The organism is Achromobacter sp. Root83 (genome assembly GCF_001428845.1).
Taxonomy (GTDB): domain Bacteria; phylum Pseudomonadota; class Gammaproteobacteria; order Burkholderiales; family Burkholderiaceae_B; genus Achromobacter.
This window is the reverse complement of record NZ_LMIU01000022.1, coordinates 38,264-57,204: the sequence shown is the minus strand read 5'-3', so window position 1 is coordinate 57,204 and position 18,941 is coordinate 38,264. Positions and strand designations below refer to the sequence as shown.

The 18,941-nt window shown below is 66.5% G+C and carries 15 protein-coding genes; 9 read left to right on the top strand and 6 right to left on the bottom strand.

Annotated features, from left to right (window positions below; translation table 11 throughout):
* Positions 1-58 precede the first annotated feature (58 nt).
* Positions 59-733: a TetR/AcrR family transcriptional regulator gene (locus ASE30_RS16090; protein WP_057285292.1), complete on the top strand. Its 675-nt coding sequence runs from the start codon at positions 59-61 to the stop codon at positions 731-733.
* Positions 734-746: 13 nt separating this feature from the next.
* Here the strand turns inward: ASE30_RS16090 and kch are convergent, their stop codons facing one another.
* Both kch and ASE30_RS16080 read right to left on the bottom strand, forming a co-directional pair.
* Entirely contained in the window at positions 747-1,958 is a 1,212-nt protein-coding gene (gene kch, locus ASE30_RS16085; protein WP_057285291.1) for a voltage-gated potassium channel protein, read from the bottom strand.
* Positions 1,959-2,373: 415 nt separating this feature from the next.
* Entirely contained in the window at positions 2,374-3,189 is an 816-nt protein-coding gene (locus ASE30_RS16080; RefSeq protein WP_057285290.1) for a response regulator transcription factor, read from the bottom strand.
* 565 nt (positions 3,190-3,754) lie between these two features.
* On the opposite strand from ASE30_RS16080, the gene ASE30_RS16075 reads away from it, so the two are divergent.
* Positions 3,755-4,150, top strand: a complete 396-nt coding sequence (locus ASE30_RS16075; RefSeq protein ID WP_082601600.1) for a helix-turn-helix domain-containing protein — start codon at positions 3,755-3,757, stop codon at positions 4,148-4,150.
* Here the strand turns inward: ASE30_RS16075 and ASE30_RS16070 are convergent.
* The gene (locus ASE30_RS16070; protein WP_057285288.1) at positions 4,131-5,279 is read right to left on the bottom strand and encodes an acyltransferase; all 1,149 of its coding nucleotides are present in this window, start codon (positions 5,277-5,279) and stop codon (positions 4,131-4,133) included. The genes ASE30_RS16075 and ASE30_RS16070 overlap by 20 nt on opposite strands.
* Positions 5,280-5,588: 309 nt before the next feature.
* Between ASE30_RS16070 and ASE30_RS16065 the strand changes: the two genes are divergently transcribed.
* From ASE30_RS16065 to ASE30_RS16055, 3 genes are all read left to right on the top strand, one after another.
* A complete protein-coding gene (locus tag ASE30_RS16065) occupies positions 5,589-6,119 on the top strand; it encodes an META domain-containing protein (RefSeq protein WP_057285287.1) in 531 nt (176 codons plus the stop codon).
* Between the two features lie 38 nt (positions 6,120-6,157).
* Positions 6,158-6,955, top strand: coding sequence for an META and DUF4377 domain-containing protein (locus ASE30_RS16060; protein WP_057285286.1), 798 nt, complete (start codon positions 6,158-6,160; stop codon positions 6,953-6,955).
* A 73-nt stretch (positions 6,956-7,028) separates the two neighbouring features.
* Complete coding sequence (locus ASE30_RS16055; RefSeq protein ID WP_057285285.1) at positions 7,029-7,766, top strand: sulfurtransferase; 738 nt, start codon at positions 7,029-7,031, stop codon at positions 7,764-7,766.
* A gap of 65 nt (positions 7,767-7,831) precedes the next feature.
* On the opposite strand, the gene metG is transcribed toward ASE30_RS16055, so the two are convergent.
* Both metG and ASE30_RS16045 read right to left on the bottom strand, forming a co-directional pair.
* A complete protein-coding gene (gene metG, locus ASE30_RS16050) occupies positions 7,832-9,898 on the bottom strand; it encodes a methionine--tRNA ligase (RefSeq protein ID WP_057285284.1) in 2,067 nt (688 codons plus the stop codon).
* Between the two features lie 232 nt (positions 9,899-10,130).
* Positions 10,131-10,406 carry a hypothetical protein gene (locus ASE30_RS16045; protein ID WP_057285900.1) on the bottom strand — a complete coding sequence of 92 codons (276 nt, stop codon included), beginning with the start codon at positions 10,404-10,406 and terminating at the stop codon, positions 10,131-10,133.
* A gap of 101 nt (positions 10,407-10,507) precedes the next feature.
* Between ASE30_RS16045 and apbC the strand changes: the two genes are divergently transcribed.
* From apbC to dcd, 4 genes are all read left to right on the top strand, one after another.
* A complete protein-coding gene (apbC, locus tag ASE30_RS16040; protein WP_057285283.1) occupies positions 10,508-11,596 on the top strand; it encodes an iron-sulfur cluster carrier protein ApbC in 1,089 nt (362 codons plus the stop codon).
* 5 nt (positions 11,597-11,601) lie between these two features.
* A complete protein-coding gene (locus tag ASE30_RS16035) occupies positions 11,602-13,494 on the top strand; it encodes an autotransporter assembly complex family protein (protein ID WP_057285282.1) in 1,893 nt (630 codons plus the stop codon).
* A 56-nt stretch (positions 13,495-13,550) separates the two neighbouring features.
* Positions 13,551-17,258 (top strand): translocation/assembly module TamB domain-containing protein, encoded by a 3,708-nt coding sequence (locus tag ASE30_RS16030; RefSeq protein WP_057285899.1) that lies wholly within the window; start codon positions 13,551-13,553, stop codon positions 17,256-17,258.
* A 109-nt stretch (positions 17,259-17,367) separates the two neighbouring features.
* Positions 17,368-17,931 (top strand): dCTP deaminase, encoded by a 564-nt coding sequence (gene dcd, locus ASE30_RS16025; RefSeq protein ID WP_057285281.1) that lies wholly within the window; start codon positions 17,368-17,370, stop codon positions 17,929-17,931.
* 4 nt (positions 17,932-17,935) lie between these two features.
* On the opposite strand, the gene ASE30_RS16020 is transcribed toward dcd, so the two are convergent.
* Entirely contained in the window at positions 17,936-18,805 is an 870-nt protein-coding gene (locus ASE30_RS16020; protein ID WP_057285280.1) for a GNAT family N-acetyltransferase, read from the bottom strand.
* Positions 18,806-18,941 lie beyond the last annotated feature (136 nt).

Here is an 18,941-nt window from a genome sequence, read left to right as displayed (position 1 = left end):
GCTAGCGACTGACTGGTCGGTATTTAATGGCTTGAGTTCGAAACAGGGAGCAGCAAGGATGGACAGGCAGCGAAGTCGTCTTCCTCCGGCCGTGCGAGTCGGGCAGATCCTCGACGCCGCGTTGCAGGAGTTTTCCCAAGCGGGTTACGCGGGCGCCAGGATGGAAGACATTGCCCTGCGCGCAGGTCTGTCCAAAGGCGGGGTGTACGCCCACTTCTCCAGCAAGGAAGCGGTCTTCGAAGCACTGCTTGCGCGCCACCTGAGCCCGTCCCGGCTCGACGTCGAAGGCATCGTGGATGGGGCCGCCACGCCGCGGCAGCTCGCCGAGCGCATTGCGGACCACCTGTATATCAGCCTGGCCAATCCGGCCATGGTCAGCACCATGCGTCTGCTGCTGGCCGAGAGCGGACGCGTGCCGCATCTGGCGGCGCGCTGGCGCCATGAAACGGCCGCCGCGCACCAGGCGGACCTGGGACGGTTGTTGGCGCGCGCGCACCTGCGCGGCCTGTGCCGCGCCGGCGTGGCGATGGATCATCCCTGGCTGCTGCTGTCCCCTGTCGTCCACACGATCGTCATGGCCGCGCTGCTCGGGCCGGATGAGCGCGTCCCGCTGCCGGAGCGGCGCCGCGCGCACGTGGCGCTGATCCGCGAGCTGCTCGATCCCGAGCGTCAAGCCCCGGGCACGAGTCCGCGACGGCCGGCGGCGGGCAGGCGCGCCCGCAGCGCTTCCTGACGCCGAGCGGCGCTCAGGAAGCCTTGGCCGCGGGTGCGGCGTTGGCGAAGAACAGATCGGTGATGGCCTGGCTGTCCATGGGTTCGCCGTTGATGGCGCGCGTCAGCAACTCGGCTCCCAGGAGCTGCACCGAGAAAACCAGATCTGGCTGCACGCGGCGGATCTTCTCCAGGTGCTTGCTGGTATTGACCAGCGCCACGGTCTTGACGCCGTTGTCCCCGGTGGCTTCCTTGGCGGCCAGCACGATGAACGCGTTTTCGGCGTCGTCGTCGCGCAGCGCCAGCACGTAGCGCGCGCGCGCCACGCCCGCGGTGTGCAGGACTTCGACGCTGGAGGGATCGCCTTCGATCAGGTCGGCCGCCACCGGATACTCCTGCGCCATGCCTGGCGGGACGATGACGGTGACCTCTTCGTTGCGGCGGCGCAGGCCTTGATAGACGCTCAGGGCCAGGGGCGTCGCGCCGGCGATGATGATGTGGTTCTTTCTCATGGCGGAGGAAAACCTGCCTTTGACCAGCCGTTTCAGGTTGCCGCCGATCACCGGCCCGGCGATCGCGCTGACGGACGTGGCGAAGACGGTAATGCCAAGGATGATAATCGACGCCGTGAACAGCCGCGCCGTGCCGGTGTGCGGCGTGATGTCGCCGTAGCCCACCGTGGACATGGAGACGATGGAAAAATAAAGCGCCGTGCCGGCATCCAGGATGGGTGGGTTGAATTCGTTGCCCAGGTAAAGCGTGCCGAAGATAGCGTAGATCAGCAGCGACAGCACGCTGACCAGCGCGAACAGCGAGCCGGCGGTCACGCTGGCGCGGTCGAAGCGCCGCCAGTACGCGATCAGCGCGATCACGAGAATCAACGTATAGATGCCCAGCCCGGCCCGGCCGCCGTCGCCCAGGATGGCGAACGTGCCGATACCGATCAGCAGCACCAGCGAGAACGCCCACGCGATGCGGGCCTTCAGGATCAGGCCCAGCGCGATCACTTGCAAGCCGACGCCGAGCACCAGGCGCGGGATCTCCAGCAGGCCGACCACGCGCATGATTTCATGCCAGTTGTCCAGCGCGAGCCAGAATGAATACTCGCGCGCGCGCACTTCGCGCAGCACCGGGTGCATGAAGGCGTAGCCGTCCAGCGCCACCAGGATGGCCAGGCACCAATTGGGCGGGAACAGCGCCAGAACCTTGCGGAGCCGGTGCCTGAGGGAGGGCGGTTGTAATGGCATGGGGCGCACGCTCTTCCTATATCAAATAAGTATGGAAGACCATCAACAAAGAATTACTGGAAATTCGTCCGAAGTCCTAAACTCGCCTCATCAGGCGGCTATCCGGAAGGAACGCCGCTGATATCGGCGATAAGCCCGCCAGTATTCCCGGCGGGCGCATTGCCAGGCGTTGATCACGTTGCAGCTTGCGCAGGGACTAGAGACCCGGGGCAAGTCCACGGCCGGACCGTGCGTGAGTAGTATGAGGCACGAATGTTGGAATCGCGTGATCCAGGTAGAAGGCATCGGTGCCGGCCGATGACTCCGGGCTCACGTGTTGTTTTAGCGCGGCGTCTTACCTTTCGAGGGCAGCGCCGCGTTTTTTTCTCCTCGCGCCGTTGCGCGCGCGAGGCACAGGCCCGGTTTGGGCCGCACCCTACACAGACGCGCTCGCGTCCGCCGTTTCACGGCGCCAGTCCTCCTGGCCAGCCGGGCGGCTGTCTTTCCCCGATACCCGATAGTCCAGATCCAGCGTGATGTCGGCTGCGAACATATAGCCCCAGCCGTGCACGGCGCGTATCGGCAGGGTCATCTGGTTGGCGGTGGCCTTGCGGCGCAGGCGGCTGATCATGACGTCCACGAAGCGGCGCCGCGTGAGGCCGCTGTCGGTATCGTCGGCGCCATCGGCAATGAACGCGTCCCGGCTGACCTTGCGGTCGGGCGCCCGGACCAGGCGGGACAGGAAGTCGCGTTCTCCGGTGGTCAGGCCCAAGGTCCGGCCACGGGGGCTGATCAGGGTCCAGCCCTTGTTGGCCAGCCGCCAGCCTTCCCGGGCGGGTTCTTCCCCTGCGTGGGCGTCGGATGCCGCATCCATGGCGTCCAGGCCTACCGCGCGCCGCACCAGCGCCTGAAGTACCGCCGCGAGTTCCAGTCCCGTGACGTCCGGGGGCAGACAGGCGTCCGCGCCGCAGAGCAATGTGCGGATCCGGCTTTCCGAGTCGGCGAAGCCCGCGATGGCGACGATCCCCAGTCCGCGGTCCATGGCGCGCAGCCGCACGGCGGCGTTGTGGACATCGGTCAGGGGCGCTTCCAGCACCACCAGGGGGCTGGGCCGGCGGGAATACCTGTCGTAGACATCGGCAAGGTCGTGGCAGCGGCGGACATTGAATCCCAGGTGGGAGAGCGCCTCCACCAGTCTGGCATGCCTGGCATCGTTATCGCCCAGAAATATGACATCCAGCGTGTTGTTCATTGATGCTTCCAATGAGGCGGCGCGACAGGGCGCGGCGCCGGAAATGGGCCGTGGCGCCTGCCATGGCCGGGCCGTTGCCGGCCATTGTTCAGGCTGTTCCGCAGGGAAGTCACGCCCGTGTTTCATTTAAACACGGGCGTGTTTTTTTGTGAAGATACGTTTCTGTAGTTTCGGATGGTAACAGCGCGCGGGCGGCAAAGCGCCTTGAAGGCATTGAAACAGCGTTTGTTTTTGGCTTTGCGCCCGCAAATTATTATGTATTGCCGATACATTATTTATTCTTATTGCGCGGCGAATGACCATAAACTCTGTCGGGTTTTTCCGGTCCGGCGCTCCGGCTCGGTGGCCGGCGCGCACGCTCCAGGCAAGGCGGGGTGTGCGCAAGTCGATGATAGATATGATCTTTAATCGGCTGCGTCCTGCGCGGTGGCATATTGTGCCCTTAACGTAAGCCGGTCCAAGCGGACACTGCCGCGATTTACGGATTAGCCCGGCAATTGGTGCGTAATCCGTTTATTTGGCCGCTGTATTGAGATGTTTTAATCAAATAAATAAATTCATATTAATGTCTCGGGTCGATCGATTGGACACGTTTAGCCATCGTCTGCGCAACGCAAGAATGCTTCAGGGATGGACTCAAAAGGACTTGGCCGTCGCAAGCAACCTGTCGCAAAGCGCCATCGGCAACTACGAAAGCGGGCAGCGCCAGCAGCCCTCGAGCGACGCCCTCATCAAATTGACGCGCGCGTTGCGCGTGAATCCGATGTGGCTCAGCACCGGCGAAGGGCCGATGCTGAATGCAGGCGAAGGCGGCGCCATCGGCACCATCGGCGACCCCTCCGTCCCGCCCGCGTGGCCCTTCGAAACCGTGTCCTATGCCACCTATGCCCGGCTCAGCTTGCAGGAAAAGCGGCAGATAGAACTGGTGCTGGCCGCCTATATCAAGGCACGCGGCGAATAGTCCCCATCGGCTGGGCCGGCGTCTGCGGGCGCCGGCGCGCATCGGCCGCGGGCGCCGCGCCGCTGCCCGTATCCGTGCGCAGGCGGCTACGCAGGCGTTCCACGGGGTCCGCGATCAATCCATTGAGCAGCGCCGAGAATCCGATGCAGCCCGCGATCACCAGCGCCGCGAACAGCAGGGGCTGGTGCTCCTGGACGTCGTGAAGCAGCCAGCTGAACGCCATGATCACCAGCATGTGGCAGATATAGATCGGATAGCTCAGTTCCCCGATCGCCTTGTCGAGCTTGTGCCGGGACTGGAACAGGAACGCCAGCGGCAGCAGCGCGGCAAACAGAATGACGGCAAGGCCATCGCGCACCGTGGGATTTATCCCGATCGAGAAATGCATCAGGCTGTAGGCGAACAAGGCGGCCGTGCCCAGTTCCGGCAAGCGCTTCACGCGCTGGGTCCAGGCCTTCATGCGCGGCAGCAAAACCTGATGCGACAGCGATCCGATCAGGAACAGCGCCAGTTCCGTGGGAAAGAAGCGGTAGGTCCACGGGTCCGACAGGCCGATGCCGGTCGCGATGAGCACGCCGCGCAGCGCCAGAGAGGCCGCCAGCAGGGCCAGCAGGCGGCGCGGCGAACCCAGCACGAAGGGCGCCACCAGATAAAAGCTCATCTCCACGCCCAGCGTCCAGGCCTGGGGCACCAGCAACCCCTGGTACAGCGGCACTTCGCTGCGCGCGAAGCTGCCGGTGAATGCCAGTTGGGCATTCTGGATGCCGAAGAACATCAGCCAGTCCTGTCCAAAAATGAAGATATTGGAGAACACCAGGAAGATCTCGGCACTGAAGGGCAGGGCGTCGTAGATGCGGAAGAAAGAGCCGCCGCTCACCACGTGGGCCATCAGCGTCATGGCGGCGATGGCCAGGTAGATCGGGAACAGGCGCAGGAAGCGGTTTGCGTAGAACTTGCCCACCGCGCCCTGATAATGATCGGTCGCTGTCAGCACATAGGAAATAAGGAAGCCGGAAATCACATAGAAGAGCTGTACCGCCAGCCGGCCGCCCACCAGTTGATCGGCGTAGCCCCCGCCCAGGTGGTCCAGCACCACCGATAACGCCAGTAGAGTTCTCAAGAATCCCATCGCCGTGTCTCCCCGGTTGATATTATTTTTTGGCCCCATGGGCCGGACACCTGCGCTTGCGGTACTGGGCTGTCCCGGTCCTCTTTCCCTTTATTCCCTGCTTGGCCGGAACTACCTTCTGCCGTTGATTCTGCTCGTCGCCGCAAGGGGCCGCCATGCGGCATTCGATGCAGCAGGCCGCGCCATCGGAGCTAGTGCGCGCGAGTTTTCGTGCTGCTTTTGGATACGGCTGTAGGGCGGATGGAATCGCCCGTCGGCCCGATGCCGGTTACAGTCTAGGGGTCTGATTTTTTTTCGGAGTCGCGCCTCATGCTTACCCTACTGCCCCCGCGTTGCCGGCTGCTCTGCCTGAGTCTCTTGACCGTGGCGCTGGCGGGTTGCGCCGGTTCCATCGGGGGCGCCCGCCCCGAAGGCGCCGCCGCCGCCAACGCCGCCACCAGCGCGGATTCGCTGGCTCAGACCAGTTGGGAGCTAGTGCGATGGACGCAAGCCGCAGGCGCGCTGCGGGACATCCCCCACGGCGATAACGGCGAGCCCATACGGCTGACATTCCTGGCGCAAGGCAAGCAATACCGCGTCAATGGCTTTTCCGGCTGCAACCGGTACATGGGCACGTACAAGCTCCAAAGCGGCAAACTGTTCATCGACGCACCCGCCACGACGCGCATGGCCTGCGTGCCGCCCGAGCGCGCCAAGCTGGAAGCCGACTACCTGCGGGCCTTGGCCTCCATCGACACATTCACCCTGGACAGCGGGGGCGCCCCGCGGCACCTGACATTCAATCTGCGCGGCGGCGACGTGCTGGAATTCGAGCGCCGCCAGGATCCGCCGACGCCGTGATTCCACGCCCGCGCCGCGGATAGTTCATGGAGACCTGCATGCCCCTTTTCGCTTTCTTGCGCAGGCTGGCGCCGTGCCTGCTGTCGGTGGGCCTGGCCGCCTGCTCGTCGCCGCCCATGCGTGCCGCGGACGGCCAGGATCCGCGGTTCCAGCCCGCATCGGCTTCGGACATGCTGGTGCAGACGAGCTGGGATCTGGCCCGCTGGACGCTGCCTGGCGGTGGCCTGCGGCCCGTGCCCCATCCTTCGTCGAATTCACGTCCCATCACGGTCAGTTTCATCCATCAGCAGGGCTCGCCCCTGATGTTGGGGTTTTCCGGCTGCAACCAGTACAACGCGCCCTACACCGTTGCCAACGGCCTGCTGATCGTGCGGTCGCACCCCGTGTCCACGATGATGGCGTGCGCGCCGCCCGCCATGAAACTGGAGCAGGACTTCCTGGCCGGCCTCACGCGCATCACCGCCAGTTCCCTGGACAACACCAATAGTCCGCAACGCATGACATGGGTGCTCGCCACGGGCGACACGCTGGATTTCGGCCGCCGCGCCGATCCCGTGGCCGGCGGCCAGATCGGGCCCACCAAGCTGGTCTACGTCAATTCGGATCGCGTGCCGTGCAACGCCGGCGCCGGCCACGCGATGTGCTATCAGGTGCGGGACAGCGCCTCGCAGCCCTGGCAGGTCTGGTACGGGGAAATCACCGGCTTCAATTTCCAGCCCGGCATCCGCTACCGGCTGCGCGTGGTCGAAGTCAAGAACCCGAATCCACCGGCCGGCGCCTCCTCCATACAGTGGGTGCTGGACGCCGTGATCGAGCAGGAGATCGTCAGCCGCTGAGCGCGGCCGGGGGGGGGCCACCCGCCCAGCGATTACTATTACGGGCTTCGCCGCCTGCTTTTATTGCTTTGCCATGACTTCCGCCGTCAATATCGCCGCCTACAAGTTCGTCCCGCTGGATTCCCTTCCCGAGTTGCGCGTCCAGTTGTTTGCCCAGGCCAGCGCAGCCGCGCTCAAGGGCACCATCCTGCTGGCCGAAGAGGGCATCAACCTGTTTCTGGCCGGGCCGGCCGCGAGCATAGACGCCTTCCTGCAGGGGCTGCGCGCCGATGCGCGCTTCGCCGACCTCGAAGTGAAGTTCAGCCATAGCGGCGGCGTGCCGTTCCGCAAGCTGCTGGTCAAGATCAAGCGCGAGATCATCCGCATGGATCATCCGGCGATACGCCCCGCCGCGGGGCGCGCGCCCGGCGTGGACGCGCATACGCTGGCGCGCTGGCTGGAGCAGGGCGCGGATGACACCGGCAGGCCCGTGGTCATGCTGGATACGCGCAATGCGTTCGAAGTGGACGAGGGCACCTTCAAGAACGCCATCGACTGGCGCATTGACCGCTTCACGCAGTTTCCCGCCGCGGTGCAGGCAAACCGCGCCGAACTCGAGGGCAAAACGGTCGTCAGCTTCTGCACGGGCGGTATCCGCTGCGAGAAGGCCGCCATCTATATGAACGAAGCCGGGATCCAGAACGTCTATCAGCTCGACGGCGGCATCCTCAAGTACTTCGAGGACACGGGCGGGCCGGGCTACGAAGGCAAGTGCTTCGTGTTCGACGAACGGATCTCGCTGGATCCGGCGCTGGCGCCCAGCAGCGTCTAGCCTGCCGCTCTGAACGAAAAAGAGCCCGCCGATGGCGGGCTCTTTTCATGCGCGGGGCGAACCGCTCAGCGCACGCGCATGCCGGGCTTGGCGCCGGGGAACGGTTCCAGCACGTAGATGCCGGCATCCTCGGCTTCGTCCGCATGGCTGGCGGCCAGCACCATGCCTTCGGATACGCCGAACTTCATCTTGCGCGGGGCCAGGTTGGCGACCATGACGGTCAGCTTGCCGACCAGGTCTTCCGGCTTGTAGGCCGACTTGATGCCCGAAAACACGTTGCGGTGCCGGCCTTCGCCCACGTCCAGCGTCAGGCGCAGCAGCTTGGTCGAGCCTTCAACGTGCTCGCAATTGACGATCTGCGCGATGCGCAGATCGACACGCGCGAAGTCGTCGATGGAGATGGTCTCGGCCAGGGGCTCGCCGCCGGGCACCACGACGGGCGCGGCGGGCGGTTCGAACAGGTCTTCCAGCATTTGCGGCTCGACGCGCTGCATCAGGTGTTTGAACGGCGCGACGCGCTGCGGCAGCACCGAGGCGTCTGCCCAGGTGAAGGGCGCCTGGGCGCCGAAGAGTTCCAGCGCCACGCGCTCGGCCAGTGCCGGCAGTACGGGCGCCAGCATCACGGACAGGGCCTTGAAGCCTGCCAGCGAACGCGAGCAGATGTCCTGCAGCGCGGCTTTTTGCGCATCGTCCGCGGTGGCGAGGCCCTTGGCCAGCACCCAGGGCTGAGCCGTGTCGAATGCCTGGTTGATGCCGTCGGCGTAGGCCATGATTTCGCGGATGGCGCGGTTGTACTCGCGGGCTTCGAACGCAGCGCGGATGGATTCGGCCTGCTGGGCGTATTCCGCGGCCAGCGCGGCGGTGTCGCCCGAGTAGCCCAGGACGCCGTCGAAGTGCTTGGTGATGAAGCTGGCGGCGCGGCTGGCGATGTTGACGTACTTGCCGACCAGATCGCTGTTGACGCGCGCGATGAAGTCTTCGGGGTTGAAGTCCATGTCTTCGACCCGGGCGTTCAGTTTGGCGGCGATGTAGTAGCGCATCCATTCGGCGTTCATGCCGATATCCAGGTAGCGCAGCGGCGAGATGCCGGTGCCGCGGCTCTTGGACATCTTTTCACCGCTGACCGTGATGAACCCGTGCACGTTCACGGCGTCCGGGGTCTTGCGGCCGGCGAACTTCAGCATCGCGGGCCAGAACAGCGCGTGGAAGTACACGATGTCCTTGCCGATGAAGTGCACCTGTTCCGTATCGCCGTTCGGGTCGAGCAGGGCGTCGAAGTCCAGGCCCTTGACCTCGCAGTACGACTTCAAGGACGCCAGATAGCCCACCGGCGCATCCAGCCACACGTAGAAGTACTTGCCCGGCGCGTCCGGGATCTCGATGCCGAAATAAGGCGCATCGCGGGAAATGTCCCAGTCGCCCAGCTTGGCTTCGCCGTCTTCCGCGCCCAGCCATTCGCGCGTCTTGGCGAGCATTTCGGGTTGCAGGTGCTTGCCGCCGTTCTTGTTCGAGCCGGTGGTCCATTGCTGCAGGAATTCCACGCAGCGCGGGTCGGAAAGCTTGAAGAAGAAATGGTCGGACGACTTCAGGATGGGCGTGGCGCCGGTCAGTGCCGAATACGGGTTGATCAGCTCGGTCGGCGCGTAGACCGCGCCGCAGACTTCGCAGGAATCGCCGTACTGATCCTTGGCGTGGCACTTGGGGCATTCGCCCTTGATGTAGCGGTCGGCCAGGAACATGCCCTTGACCGGATCGTAGAACTGCTCGATGGAGCGCGTTTCGATCAGATCCTGGGCCTTCAGGGCGCGGTAGATGTCGTGCGACAGGGCGACGTTCTCGGCCGAGTCGGTGGAATGCCAGTGGTCGAAGCGGATGTGAAAACCGTTCAGGTACTGCGGCCGTTCGGCCGCGTAGCGGGCCACCAGCGCTTGGGGCGTGATGCCTTCCTTTTCGGCCTTCAGCATGATCGGCGCGCCGTGCGCGTCATCCGCACCCACGAAATGCACCGTGTGGCCCGCCATTCGCATCGAACGAACCCAGATATCGGCCTGGATGTACTCCATGATGTGGCCGATGTGGAAGGATCCGTTGGCGTAGGGCAGCGCTGTGGTGACAAAAAGGGTGCGAGACATGGTTGTCGACAGAGGTTGAGGGGAAAAGGGATTTGGCCGGCCATTTTAGGGCAAGCGCGGGGACTTGCCCCGAGCCTCCCGGAAAGCACGCAACCCGCCCATCGCGGCAAGGCGAGTCAGGCGGGTTGGTGAAAGGGAAGCAGGTGCGGGTACGGAAGAACAGCCGGGTCCGCCCGGCGCACCAAGCCCCGCTCGCGCGCCGGAGGGCGCCAGGCGCGGGGGAAAAGCGCCGTCAGCGGATTTCGCGGGCCTCGACGTCGATCACGTCGCCGCGAGGCTGCGTGGCGAACGGGGCGGTGGCGGGCTGGAACGGTCCCGGGCGCACGCCTTGGCGCTGGCTCCAATAGGCGCGAACGCCGAAAGGCTTGCCGCGCACTTTGGCGACCACGTACAGGATCGCCACGGCGAGTGCCGTGGAAAGCATGAACACCAGCGCCATCGCCATGCCGATCAAGGCCAGGGCGGCGAATAGGACGGCACGAAAGAAGCGGATAAGAGTGTTGGTCATGAATGTCGGATGCAAAACGCAGCGAAAGGTTCCCGTGTATCCGCTATCCTTTAGGGGATGGCGGCCCGCAGAAGCCGCGCTGCCTACGGAACCATAGTGATATGAGTATAACGATAGAACACATTCGCGCCGCATTGCGCGCCGTGCAAGACCCGAATACTGGTTTGGATTTGGGTATTTCTGTAAAAGATCGTGACATCCAGTTGGACGGCGGCCGTGTCACGCTGACGCTGGAACTAGGCTATCCGGCCGACGGCGTCCGTGGGCAGATCCGCGATCTCGCCGCGTCCGCGCTGGCCCGGGCGGGCGCGCCAGACGCCCACGTGACCGTCAACTGGAAGGTGGCCGCCCATGCGGTGCAGAAGGGCCTGAAGCCGCTGCCCAACGTGCGCAACATTATCGCGGTGGCTTCCGGCAAGGGCGGCGTGGGCAAGAGCACCACCGCCGTGAATCTGGCCCTGGCCCTGGCGGCCGAAGGCGCCAAGGTTGGCCTGCTGGACGCGGATATCTATGGCCCCAGCGTGCCGACGATGCTGGGCATCTCGGGCCGCCCCGAGAGCCTGGACAACAAAAGCATGGAGCCGCTCACCGGCCACGGCCTTCAGGCCAACTCCATCGGTTTTCTGATCGACGCCGATTCCCCCGCCATCTGGCGCGGCCCGATGGTCACGCAGGCGCTCGAGCAACTGCTGCGCCAGACCAACTGGCGCGACCTGGATTATCTGATCGTCGACATGCCGCCCGGCACGGGCGATGTGGCCCTGACCCTGGCGCAGAAGGTGCCGGTGGTGGGCGCGGTCATCGTCACCACGCCGCAGGACGTTGCGCTGCTGGATGCGCGCAAGGGCCTGCGCATGTTCCAGAAGGTGGATGTGCCGATCCTGGGCGTGGTCGAGAACATGGCCATCCATATCTGCTCGCAATGCGGGCACGCCGAGCACATCTTTGGCGAAGGCGGCGGCCAGCGCATGGCCGAGCAATACCAAACGCCCTGGCTCGGCAGCCTGCCGCTGACGCTCGCGATCCGCGAGCAGACGGATGCCGGCACGCCGACCGTCGTGTCGGACGCCGGCAGCGAAGCAGCGTCGCTGTATCGTTCCATCGCAAGAAAACTGGCGGCGGGCGTAGCGGCGCTTCCCCGCGACATGGCCGGGAAATTCCCCTCCATCGTCGTGCAGCAACCGACCTGAAGCATATGCGGTGGGCTGCCCGCGCCTTCTTGGCAGGACTGTGCGTGATGGCGGGCGAGGCGTTGGCCAAGCGCCCTGAGGTCATTGTGGACCCGGGCGGCGTGCCCCCGGCCGCGCTGCAGGCCATCACCCAGGCAGTCGACGCGATTGCGCGGCTGGCCGAGGACCAGGACGGCGGTGAAATCAACCGCCTGCGCCGGCGCGCGCGCGATGCGACGCTGGCTGCCCTGGCCACCCAGGGCTATTTTTCGCCCAAGGTGACGCTGGAGGCCGGCAGCGATATCGGCGGCGAAACCTGGGACATCGCCATCGTGCCCGGCAAGCGCACGACCGTCGAGTCCGTGAATCTGGAGTTCGCCGGACGGATCACCCGTCCCGAGTACGCGCAGCGCGTGCAGAAGCTGCGCGACGACTGGCGGCTCCGGAAGGGCCAGCCTTTCATCAACAGCGACTGGAACAGGGCCAAGGCGACGCTGCTGGACGACGTGTCCACGCGCGATTTCCTCTTGGCGCGCATGACCTCTTCCCGGGCGGACATCGATGCCGACAACGCCACCGCCCACCTGCACGTCTCGATCGATAGCGGACCGCAGGTCCGCATGGGCGAATTGAACACGCAAGGCCTCAAGCGGGTGCCGGAGACGCTGATCGACCGCTATGTCCGCTACAACGTGGGCGCGGCCTTCGACCAGAACCGCCTGGACCAGTGGCAGCAGGACCTGCAGTCCACCGCTTTCTTCCGGGGCGCGTTTGTGTCGCTCCAGGAACCGGGAGACACCCAGCAGCCCACGGACCCGGTATCGGACCGCGCGCGCGCGCCGGGCTCCGCCGACATCGCGGCCGCCGCGCCCGCCGGTGATCCGACGGTGTCGGGAGCCATGCCGCCACCGCCGCCCCAGTTCGATTCCGATGGCGAGGTGACCCTGCCGGTGCAGGTGCGCGTGGTCGAAGCGCCGCCCAAGCGCTTCTCCGCGTCCATCGGCGTCGACGACGAGGCTGGGGTGCGCGTCGAATCCCTGTATCGCCAGAACGTGGTTTTTGGCCAGCCCGTCACGATGGAAACTGGCTTCGGGGTAGACCGCCTGCGCCAGCGCGTCTTCATGGACATTCTCTTGCCGCCGACCGAGCGCGGCTACCGTGATTCCATCGGGGTGCTGGCGGACCGCTCCGACATCCAGGGGCTGGAAGTGACCCGCTACGCGCTGGGCGCCACCCGCACGCAAGAGCGCAAGGGCGCGGGCGACAGCCGGGTCGAATACGAAACGCGCTGGGGCATGCTGCTGGCGCAGGATCACGTCAAGATTGACGGCGGCGACAGCTTCACGCTGCCCACGCTGACGGCCACCGCCGAATGGCTGCGGCGCGACGTCGACAACAAATACGACCCGCGCGAAGGCAACCTGATCTCGTTGGGCGGCGGGGTAGGCGTCACGCTGGATACGGGCGAGCCCTACACACGCTTGAGGCTGCGCGGCCAGAAGTGGTGGCCGATCGGCAAGCTGGACGTGCTGACGATACGCGGCGAGGTCGGCCGCGTCTGGTCCAACGGCGATGTGCAGGTGCCGGACGATTTCGGCTTCCGTACCGGCGGCGCGCGTTCGATCCGGGGCTACCGCTACCAGAGCATCGGCGTCAACCGCGACAACGCGGTCGTGGGCGCGCCCACGCTGCTGGTTGGCAGCATCGAATACGACCATTATTTCGATGAGCGCTGGGGCATGGGCGTTTTCATCGACGCGGGCGATGCCGCCGAGTCGTTCGGCGACATGTCGATGGCGGTGGGCTATGGGGTCGGCGCTCGCGTGCGCACCCCGGCGGGTCCGCTGTTCCTGGACCTGGCCTATGGCCAGCGCGAACGTGACCTGCGCCTGCATTTCTCGCTGGGGATCGCGTTTTGAAGGTCGTGCGTAAATTCCTGCGCCATGTGCTGGTGTGGTGGCTGCCTGGGCTGGCCATGCTTGCCGTGCTGGCGGCCGGGTTTGTGTTCTGGCTGGTGGCGTCGCAGAACGGCACGCGCCTGCTGCTGACCACCGCGGCCCAGCAATTGAACGGGCAGGCGTTGGACGTGAACGGCTCCATCCTGCGGGGCGTGACGGTGGGCAAGCTGGACCTGGAAACGGGCGGTACGCGCGTCGGCATCACCGATCTGAATCTGGTGGTGCACTGGCGCGCGCTGGGAAACCGGTTGCTGCATGTGCGCAATGTCTCGGCGGGATCGGTCCGCGTGGCCATCGCTTCGTCGCCCGAGACGCCGCCCGCCGAAGACGGCGAGGAACCCTTTACCCTGCCGGCCCTGCCCGTGGACATCGCGGTGGACCGCATGGCATTGGGGGAATTCCAGCTCATTCAGGACGGCCAGCCGCTGCCCGTGACGCTGAAAGACTTGAACGCCACCTTCGCGGCCGGGCAGAAGGGCGCGCAGTTGCGGATCGCCAGCCTGCGCGTGGGCCACGAAATGGGCGAGGCCGACGTGAGCGGCCAGGCCGAGCTGCAGGGCATGGCCGATCCCTGGCCCTTTACCGCGCGCCTGGACGTGGCGGCCCGAGGCTCGGGGCCCGAGTCGCCGCTGTGCCAGGCCGACCGGCTGAGCGGCGTGTTCGGACCGGCCGCCGCGCCGGCCAGGCCCAAGGCCGACGAAGCCGCGCGCGGGGCCGCCAAGGGGCGCACCGATGCCGCCGCGGGCGGCAAGGGCAAATCCGCGCAGAATCCGCCGGCCGCCTCGGCCACCCCGACGGCGCCGACCGCCCCGATGGGGCCCCCGGCGCCCGCGTGCCTGGTCGCGTTGCGCGCGGATGCCGCGGGATCCCTGGATGGAATTCAGGCCAAGCTGGACGGCTCGGGCTCCAACCTGGTGCTGGATGTGGTTGCCGATCTGGCGCCCCGCACGCCCCTGGTGCTGCGCAGCGCCCGGGCGCGCGCGCAGTTACCCGACAAATCGACGCTGGCGGCGCAATTCGACCTGCAGGCTGGGGATGCCCCAGGGCGCGACAGGATAGTCGGGTCGCTCGATGCCCAGCGCCTGGACCTGGCGCCCTGGGCGGGCAACGCCATCCCCCCCGCGCTGCTGACTCTGCGCGCCGACGTGCAGGCCGAGATCGAGAACCTGAGTCAATTGCGGCGCGCGGCGTTCGACCTCCGCTTCGAAGAGGGCAGCCGCTGGAACAGGCAGCCCCTGAGCGGCACGTTGAAGGCGCAGGTTGACGTGGCGGCGCCTACGCCGGCCCCTACGCCGGCCCCTACGCCAGCTCCGTCGGCGGCTACGTCGGCCGCCACGGCGGCCGCGGATGGCGCGCCGGATCCGGCGCTGGCCTTTCTGGCCGGGCTGCGAATCCAGGGCCTGGATGTGGACCTGAGGCTGGGGCGTAACCGTGTCCGGGCGACGGGCGAACTGGGCGCGGCGGATGGCGCGCTGACGCTGGATGCCCAGGCGCCTCAACTGGATGCCTTCTGGCCCGACCTGCCGGGCGGCGCGGAGGTAAAGGCCCGGCTCGACGGCGCCGTGGCCGCCCATCGCGGCGAGATCTCCGCCAGCTACACCCCTGCCAGCCCGCGTCCGGGGATCATCGGCCAGTCTCGGGCGCAGGCCAATCTTGTTTTTGCGGGAGGCTGGGGCAGGGGATCCGCCGGCCAGCCCGACGCGGTGCTGGTGGGCTGGCGCGGCACGTTCTCCCGGTTCACCGCGAACACCGCGGGTTTTTCCGTGTCCGCGGACCGCCCGGTCGCGCTGACCTTCCTGCCGTCCGCCGTGGCGCCGCAATGGCAATGGCAGGTCGGCCAGACCTCGGTGAGCCTGACCCTGCCGGGCAAGGAGCGCCTGACCCTGGCGCATGGGGGCTCGCGCGGGGGCGGCAAGCGTTGGGAAACTGCCGGACAGGTCGACAATCTGGTCATCAGCGCGCCCATCGCGCGCCAGTTGATCGCCGCGGTCGATCCCGACGCCGCCGCCAAGCTGGGCCGCAAGTCCGGACGCGTGAACGCGATGGTGCCGGACGGCCAGCGCCGCATTGCGCTGGATGCGCTGTGGGATCTGAAGTTCGACGGCCGCCTGGCCGGCAGGGCCCGCATCGCGCGCCGCTCGGGCGACCTGTTGATTCCAGGCGATCCGCCCATCCCGCTGGGCGTGAAGTCGCTGGTGCTGGGCCTGACCGCCACGCCCACCTCCCCCAACGCCAGCCGGCTGGACGCCACGGTGGATCTGTCCACCGACAAGATGGGCTCGATCAGCGGCACCGGCACGGGTGTGCTGGTGGTGGATGCCCAGGGCGGCATGGCGCTGGATCCCCGCCAGCCGCTGCGCGTCAGGCTCAACGCCGACATCGCCGACCTGGCCTGGATGGGCCTGTTCGTGGGCGACTCGATGGAGATCGGGGGGACGCTCCGGGCCAACCTGGAGGCCCAGGGCACCCTGGCCGGCAAGTGGACCGCCACCGGCAATATCCGGGGCGAAAAATTGCGGATCGTGCGGATCGATGATGGCGTGCGTCTGATCGACGGCACGCTTTCCGCGCGGCTGGACGGCGAAAGGCTGGTGCTGGACAGCCTGCGGTTCCCGGCGTCGCTGCGGGTCATGCCGGCGGAATGGCGCACCAAGGAATGGATCACGAGCAATCCCGGGGCGAAGGGGGGATACGCCGAAGCCAAGGGCGACTGGAATTTCATGGATGGCGGCGGCGCCGTGCGGCTCACGCTCTTCCGCTTCCCTGCCTTGCAGCGCTCCGACCGCTACGCCATGGTGTCCGGCACTGTCGATGTCAGGGCTGCCATGCCGCGCCTGGAGATCGTCGGCAATCTGAGCGCCGACGCGGGCTGGTTCAGCCTGGAGATCCTGCAGGGCGTGCCTTCGCTGGACGACGACGTCAGGGTGATCCGGGCGGGCGAGGACCCCTCGGCGGTCTCGACGCCGCTGCAGACCAGCATGGACCTCAAGTTCGACATGGGGCCGCGTTTCTACATCACCGGCATGGGACTGGACGCGGGCCTGCTGGGTTCCATCCAGATCCGGCTCAACGATGGGCGCCTGACGGGCTGGGGCCAGTTGCGCACGCGCGGCGGGGGCATCGAGGCCTATGGCCAGCGGCTGCGGTTGAACCGGGGCACGCTGACGTTCCAGGGCCGCCTGGACAACCCGATCCTGGACATCGAGGCGCTGCGCACCGGCGAACTGGTCGAGGCGGGCGTCAGGGTGGTGGGCACGGCGCAGCGGCCGCGCATCGACCTGGTGTCCCACCCCGAAGTCAGCGACGTCGAAAAGCTTTCCTGGCTGCTGCTGGGGCGCGGCCCCGACGAAAGCGGGGGCGACGCCGCTTTGCTGGTGTCGATAGGCACCGCCCTGCTGGGAGGCGGGCAGCCGTTCTTCAAGCAATTCGGGCTGGACGACGTCGCCGTGCGCACCGGCAACATGGGCAGTTCCGGCAGCATCCTGCCTGACCGCACGGTTGCCGGCAACGTGAACCGGGACATCGGCAGCGACCTTTCGACGCAGTTCCTGGTGGCCAGCAAGAATTTCGCCAATGGCATCACGCTCAGCGTCGAGCAGGCGCTGTCGGGCAGCGACACGGTCGGGCGGGCCAGCTACCGCCTGGCGCGCGGCCTGTCCCTGGATTTGAAGGGCGGGTCGGTCAACGGAATCTCCCTGGTCTACCGAAGCCTCTTCGGCAACTGATCCGGCGCGCCGGCAGGGGCGGGACCAGGCTGTCCCGCCCGCCCGCCGGCAGGCCGGGCGCGGTCGGGATAAAATGAGGCCCGTTCCATCCCCTAGCACCCATCCCACCATGAGCATCAAAAGCGACCGCTGGATCCGCCGCCAGGCCGAAGCCGGCATGATCGAACCCTTTGAACCGGGGCAGGTCCGTACGGCCAATGGCGGGCGCATCGTCAGCTACGGCACCAGCAGCTACGGCTACGACGTGCGCTGCGCCGATGAATTCAAGATCTTCACGAACATCAACTCCACCATCGTCGATCCCAAGAATTTCGACGAAGGCTCGTTCGTGGACTTCAAGGGCGGTGTCTGCATCATCCCCCCCAACTCGTTCGCGCTGGCGCGCACGGTGGAGTACTTCCGGATTCCCCGCAGCGTCCTGACGGTTTGCCTGGGCAAGAGCACCTATGCCCGCTGCGGCATCATCGTCAACGTCACGCCGCTGGAACCCGAATGGGAAGGCCACGTCACGCTGGAATTCTCGAACACCACGCCGCTGCCCGCCAAGATCTACGCAGGCGAAGGCTGCGCGCAGATGCTGTTCCTGGAAAGCGACGAGGTCTGCGAAACCTCTTACCGCGACCGTGGCGGCAAGTATCAGGGCCAGCGCGGCGTCACGCTGCCCCGCACCTGAGCCTTCAGCGCCTGGGCGCCGGGGCCGGCCGCAGGTAGTCGATGTCCCATTCGCTGGCGCCGGTCTGGACGAACCCATGCCGGCGGTAGAAGCGATTCGAATCGCTGTCGCGCAACGCGCCCACGGCCACCGGCAGCCCGCGGCTGTCGGCGTCTTCCAGAATCATCCGCATGACCTGGCCGCCCACGCCTTGCCCCTGGCTGGCGGGTTGCACATACAGGTGGTCCAGGCGCAGGCCGTCGCCGTCGGGGCGCACGGCATAGAAGCCGACGCGGTGGCCGTCCTGCTCGATGAACCAGGTGCATTCCGGCCGGAACGTGTCGCGCAGGCGCGAACGCGCGCGCGCCGGATCGAAGCGGCCCAGCCGCTCCAGGCTTTCGCGCATGGCGTCGATACGCAGCGCCAGCAACGCTTCGAAATCGGCGTCGGCCGCCGACGGGAAGCGCAGCGCCCTGGGCGCGGCGGGTTCGTTCAACGCCAGCGCGTCGTAGCCTTGCCCCAGGAACTGCACGATGCAGATGCCGTGGCCATAGGGGTCGCTGAGGTGTGCGATGCGGCCCCAGGCATGCGTGGCGGCCGGGTCCTCCAGATGCGCGCCCGCGGCCACCGCCTGGGCGACCGCGCGGTCGACGTCGTCGACCACCACGTCCAGATGCACGGGCGTCCAGTGCCGTGCGTAGTCGCGCGGCTGGCGCGTGGCGCCGGCGGCCGGCGTGCCCGCGGCCTTTTCCAGCAGATAGATGGGCGCGTCGGCGCCCAGCATTTCCGCGGCGGCCGGACCCAATCGGCGCCCCAGGGTCAGGCCGAAGGCTCGCTGATAGAAGCCGATGGCGTGTTCAAGATCGGGCACATCGATATTGATCAGGAATTTCATAAGGGGCGTTTTGCGAGTGGAGCGGGAAAACATAGCACGGACGCGGCGCCCGCTGTTACGCGGCTTGCGCTAAAGAACCCCATCATGCGTCCGTAAAAAGAGTACATGTGTTTGCCGATTTGGCGACGTCATCTCT

Coding starts and splice junctions, on each gene's coding strand:
- ASE30_RS16065 (WP_057285287.1), top strand. CDS start 5,589: ATGCTTACCCTACTGCCCCCGCGTTGCCGGCTGCTCTGCCTGAGTCTC.
- ASE30_RS16045 (WP_057285900.1), bottom strand. CDS start 10,406: ATGACCAACACTCTTATCCGCTTCTTTCGTGCCGTCCTATTCGCCGCC.
- ASE30_RS16020 (WP_057285280.1), bottom strand. CDS start 18,805: ATGAAATTCCTGATCAATATCGATGTGCCCGATCTTGAACACGCCATC.
- ASE30_RS16055 (WP_057285285.1), top strand. CDS start 7,029: ATGACTTCCGCCGTCAATATCGCCGCCTACAAGTTCGTCCCGCTGGAT.
- ASE30_RS16090 (WP_057285292.1), top strand. CDS start 59: ATGGACAGGCAGCGAAGTCGTCTTCCTCCGGCCGTGCGAGTCGGGCAG.
- ASE30_RS16030 (WP_057285899.1), top strand. CDS start 13,551: ATGCTTGCCGTGCTGGCGGCCGGGTTTGTGTTCTGGCTGGTGGCGTCG.
- ASE30_RS16070 (WP_057285288.1), bottom strand. CDS start 5,279: ATGGGATTCTTGAGAACTCTACTGGCGTTATCGGTGGTGCTGGACCAC.
- kch (WP_057285291.1), bottom strand. CDS start 1,958: ATGCCATTACAACCGCCCTCCCTCAGGCACCGGCTCCGCAAGGTTCTG.
- ASE30_RS16035 (WP_057285282.1), top strand. CDS start 11,602: ATGCGGTGGGCTGCCCGCGCCTTCTTGGCAGGACTGTGCGTGATGGCG.
- ASE30_RS16080 (WP_057285290.1), bottom strand. CDS start 3,189: ATGAACAACACGCTGGATGTCATATTTCTGGGCGATAACGATGCCAGG.
- ASE30_RS16075 (WP_082601600.1), top strand. CDS start 3,755: ATGTCTCGGGTCGATCGATTGGACACGTTTAGCCATCGTCTGCGCAAC.
- metG (WP_057285284.1), bottom strand. CDS start 9,898: ATGTCTCGCACCCTTTTTGTCACCACAGCGCTGCCCTACGCCAACGGA.
- ASE30_RS16060 (WP_057285286.1), top strand. CDS start 6,158: ATGCCCCTTTTCGCTTTCTTGCGCAGGCTGGCGCCGTGCCTGCTGTCG.
- apbC (WP_057285283.1), top strand. CDS start 10,508: ATGAGTATAACGATAGAACACATTCGCGCCGCATTGCGCGCCGTGCAA.
- dcd (WP_057285281.1), top strand. CDS start 17,368: ATGAGCATCAAAAGCGACCGCTGGATCCGCCGCCAGGCCGAAGCCGGC.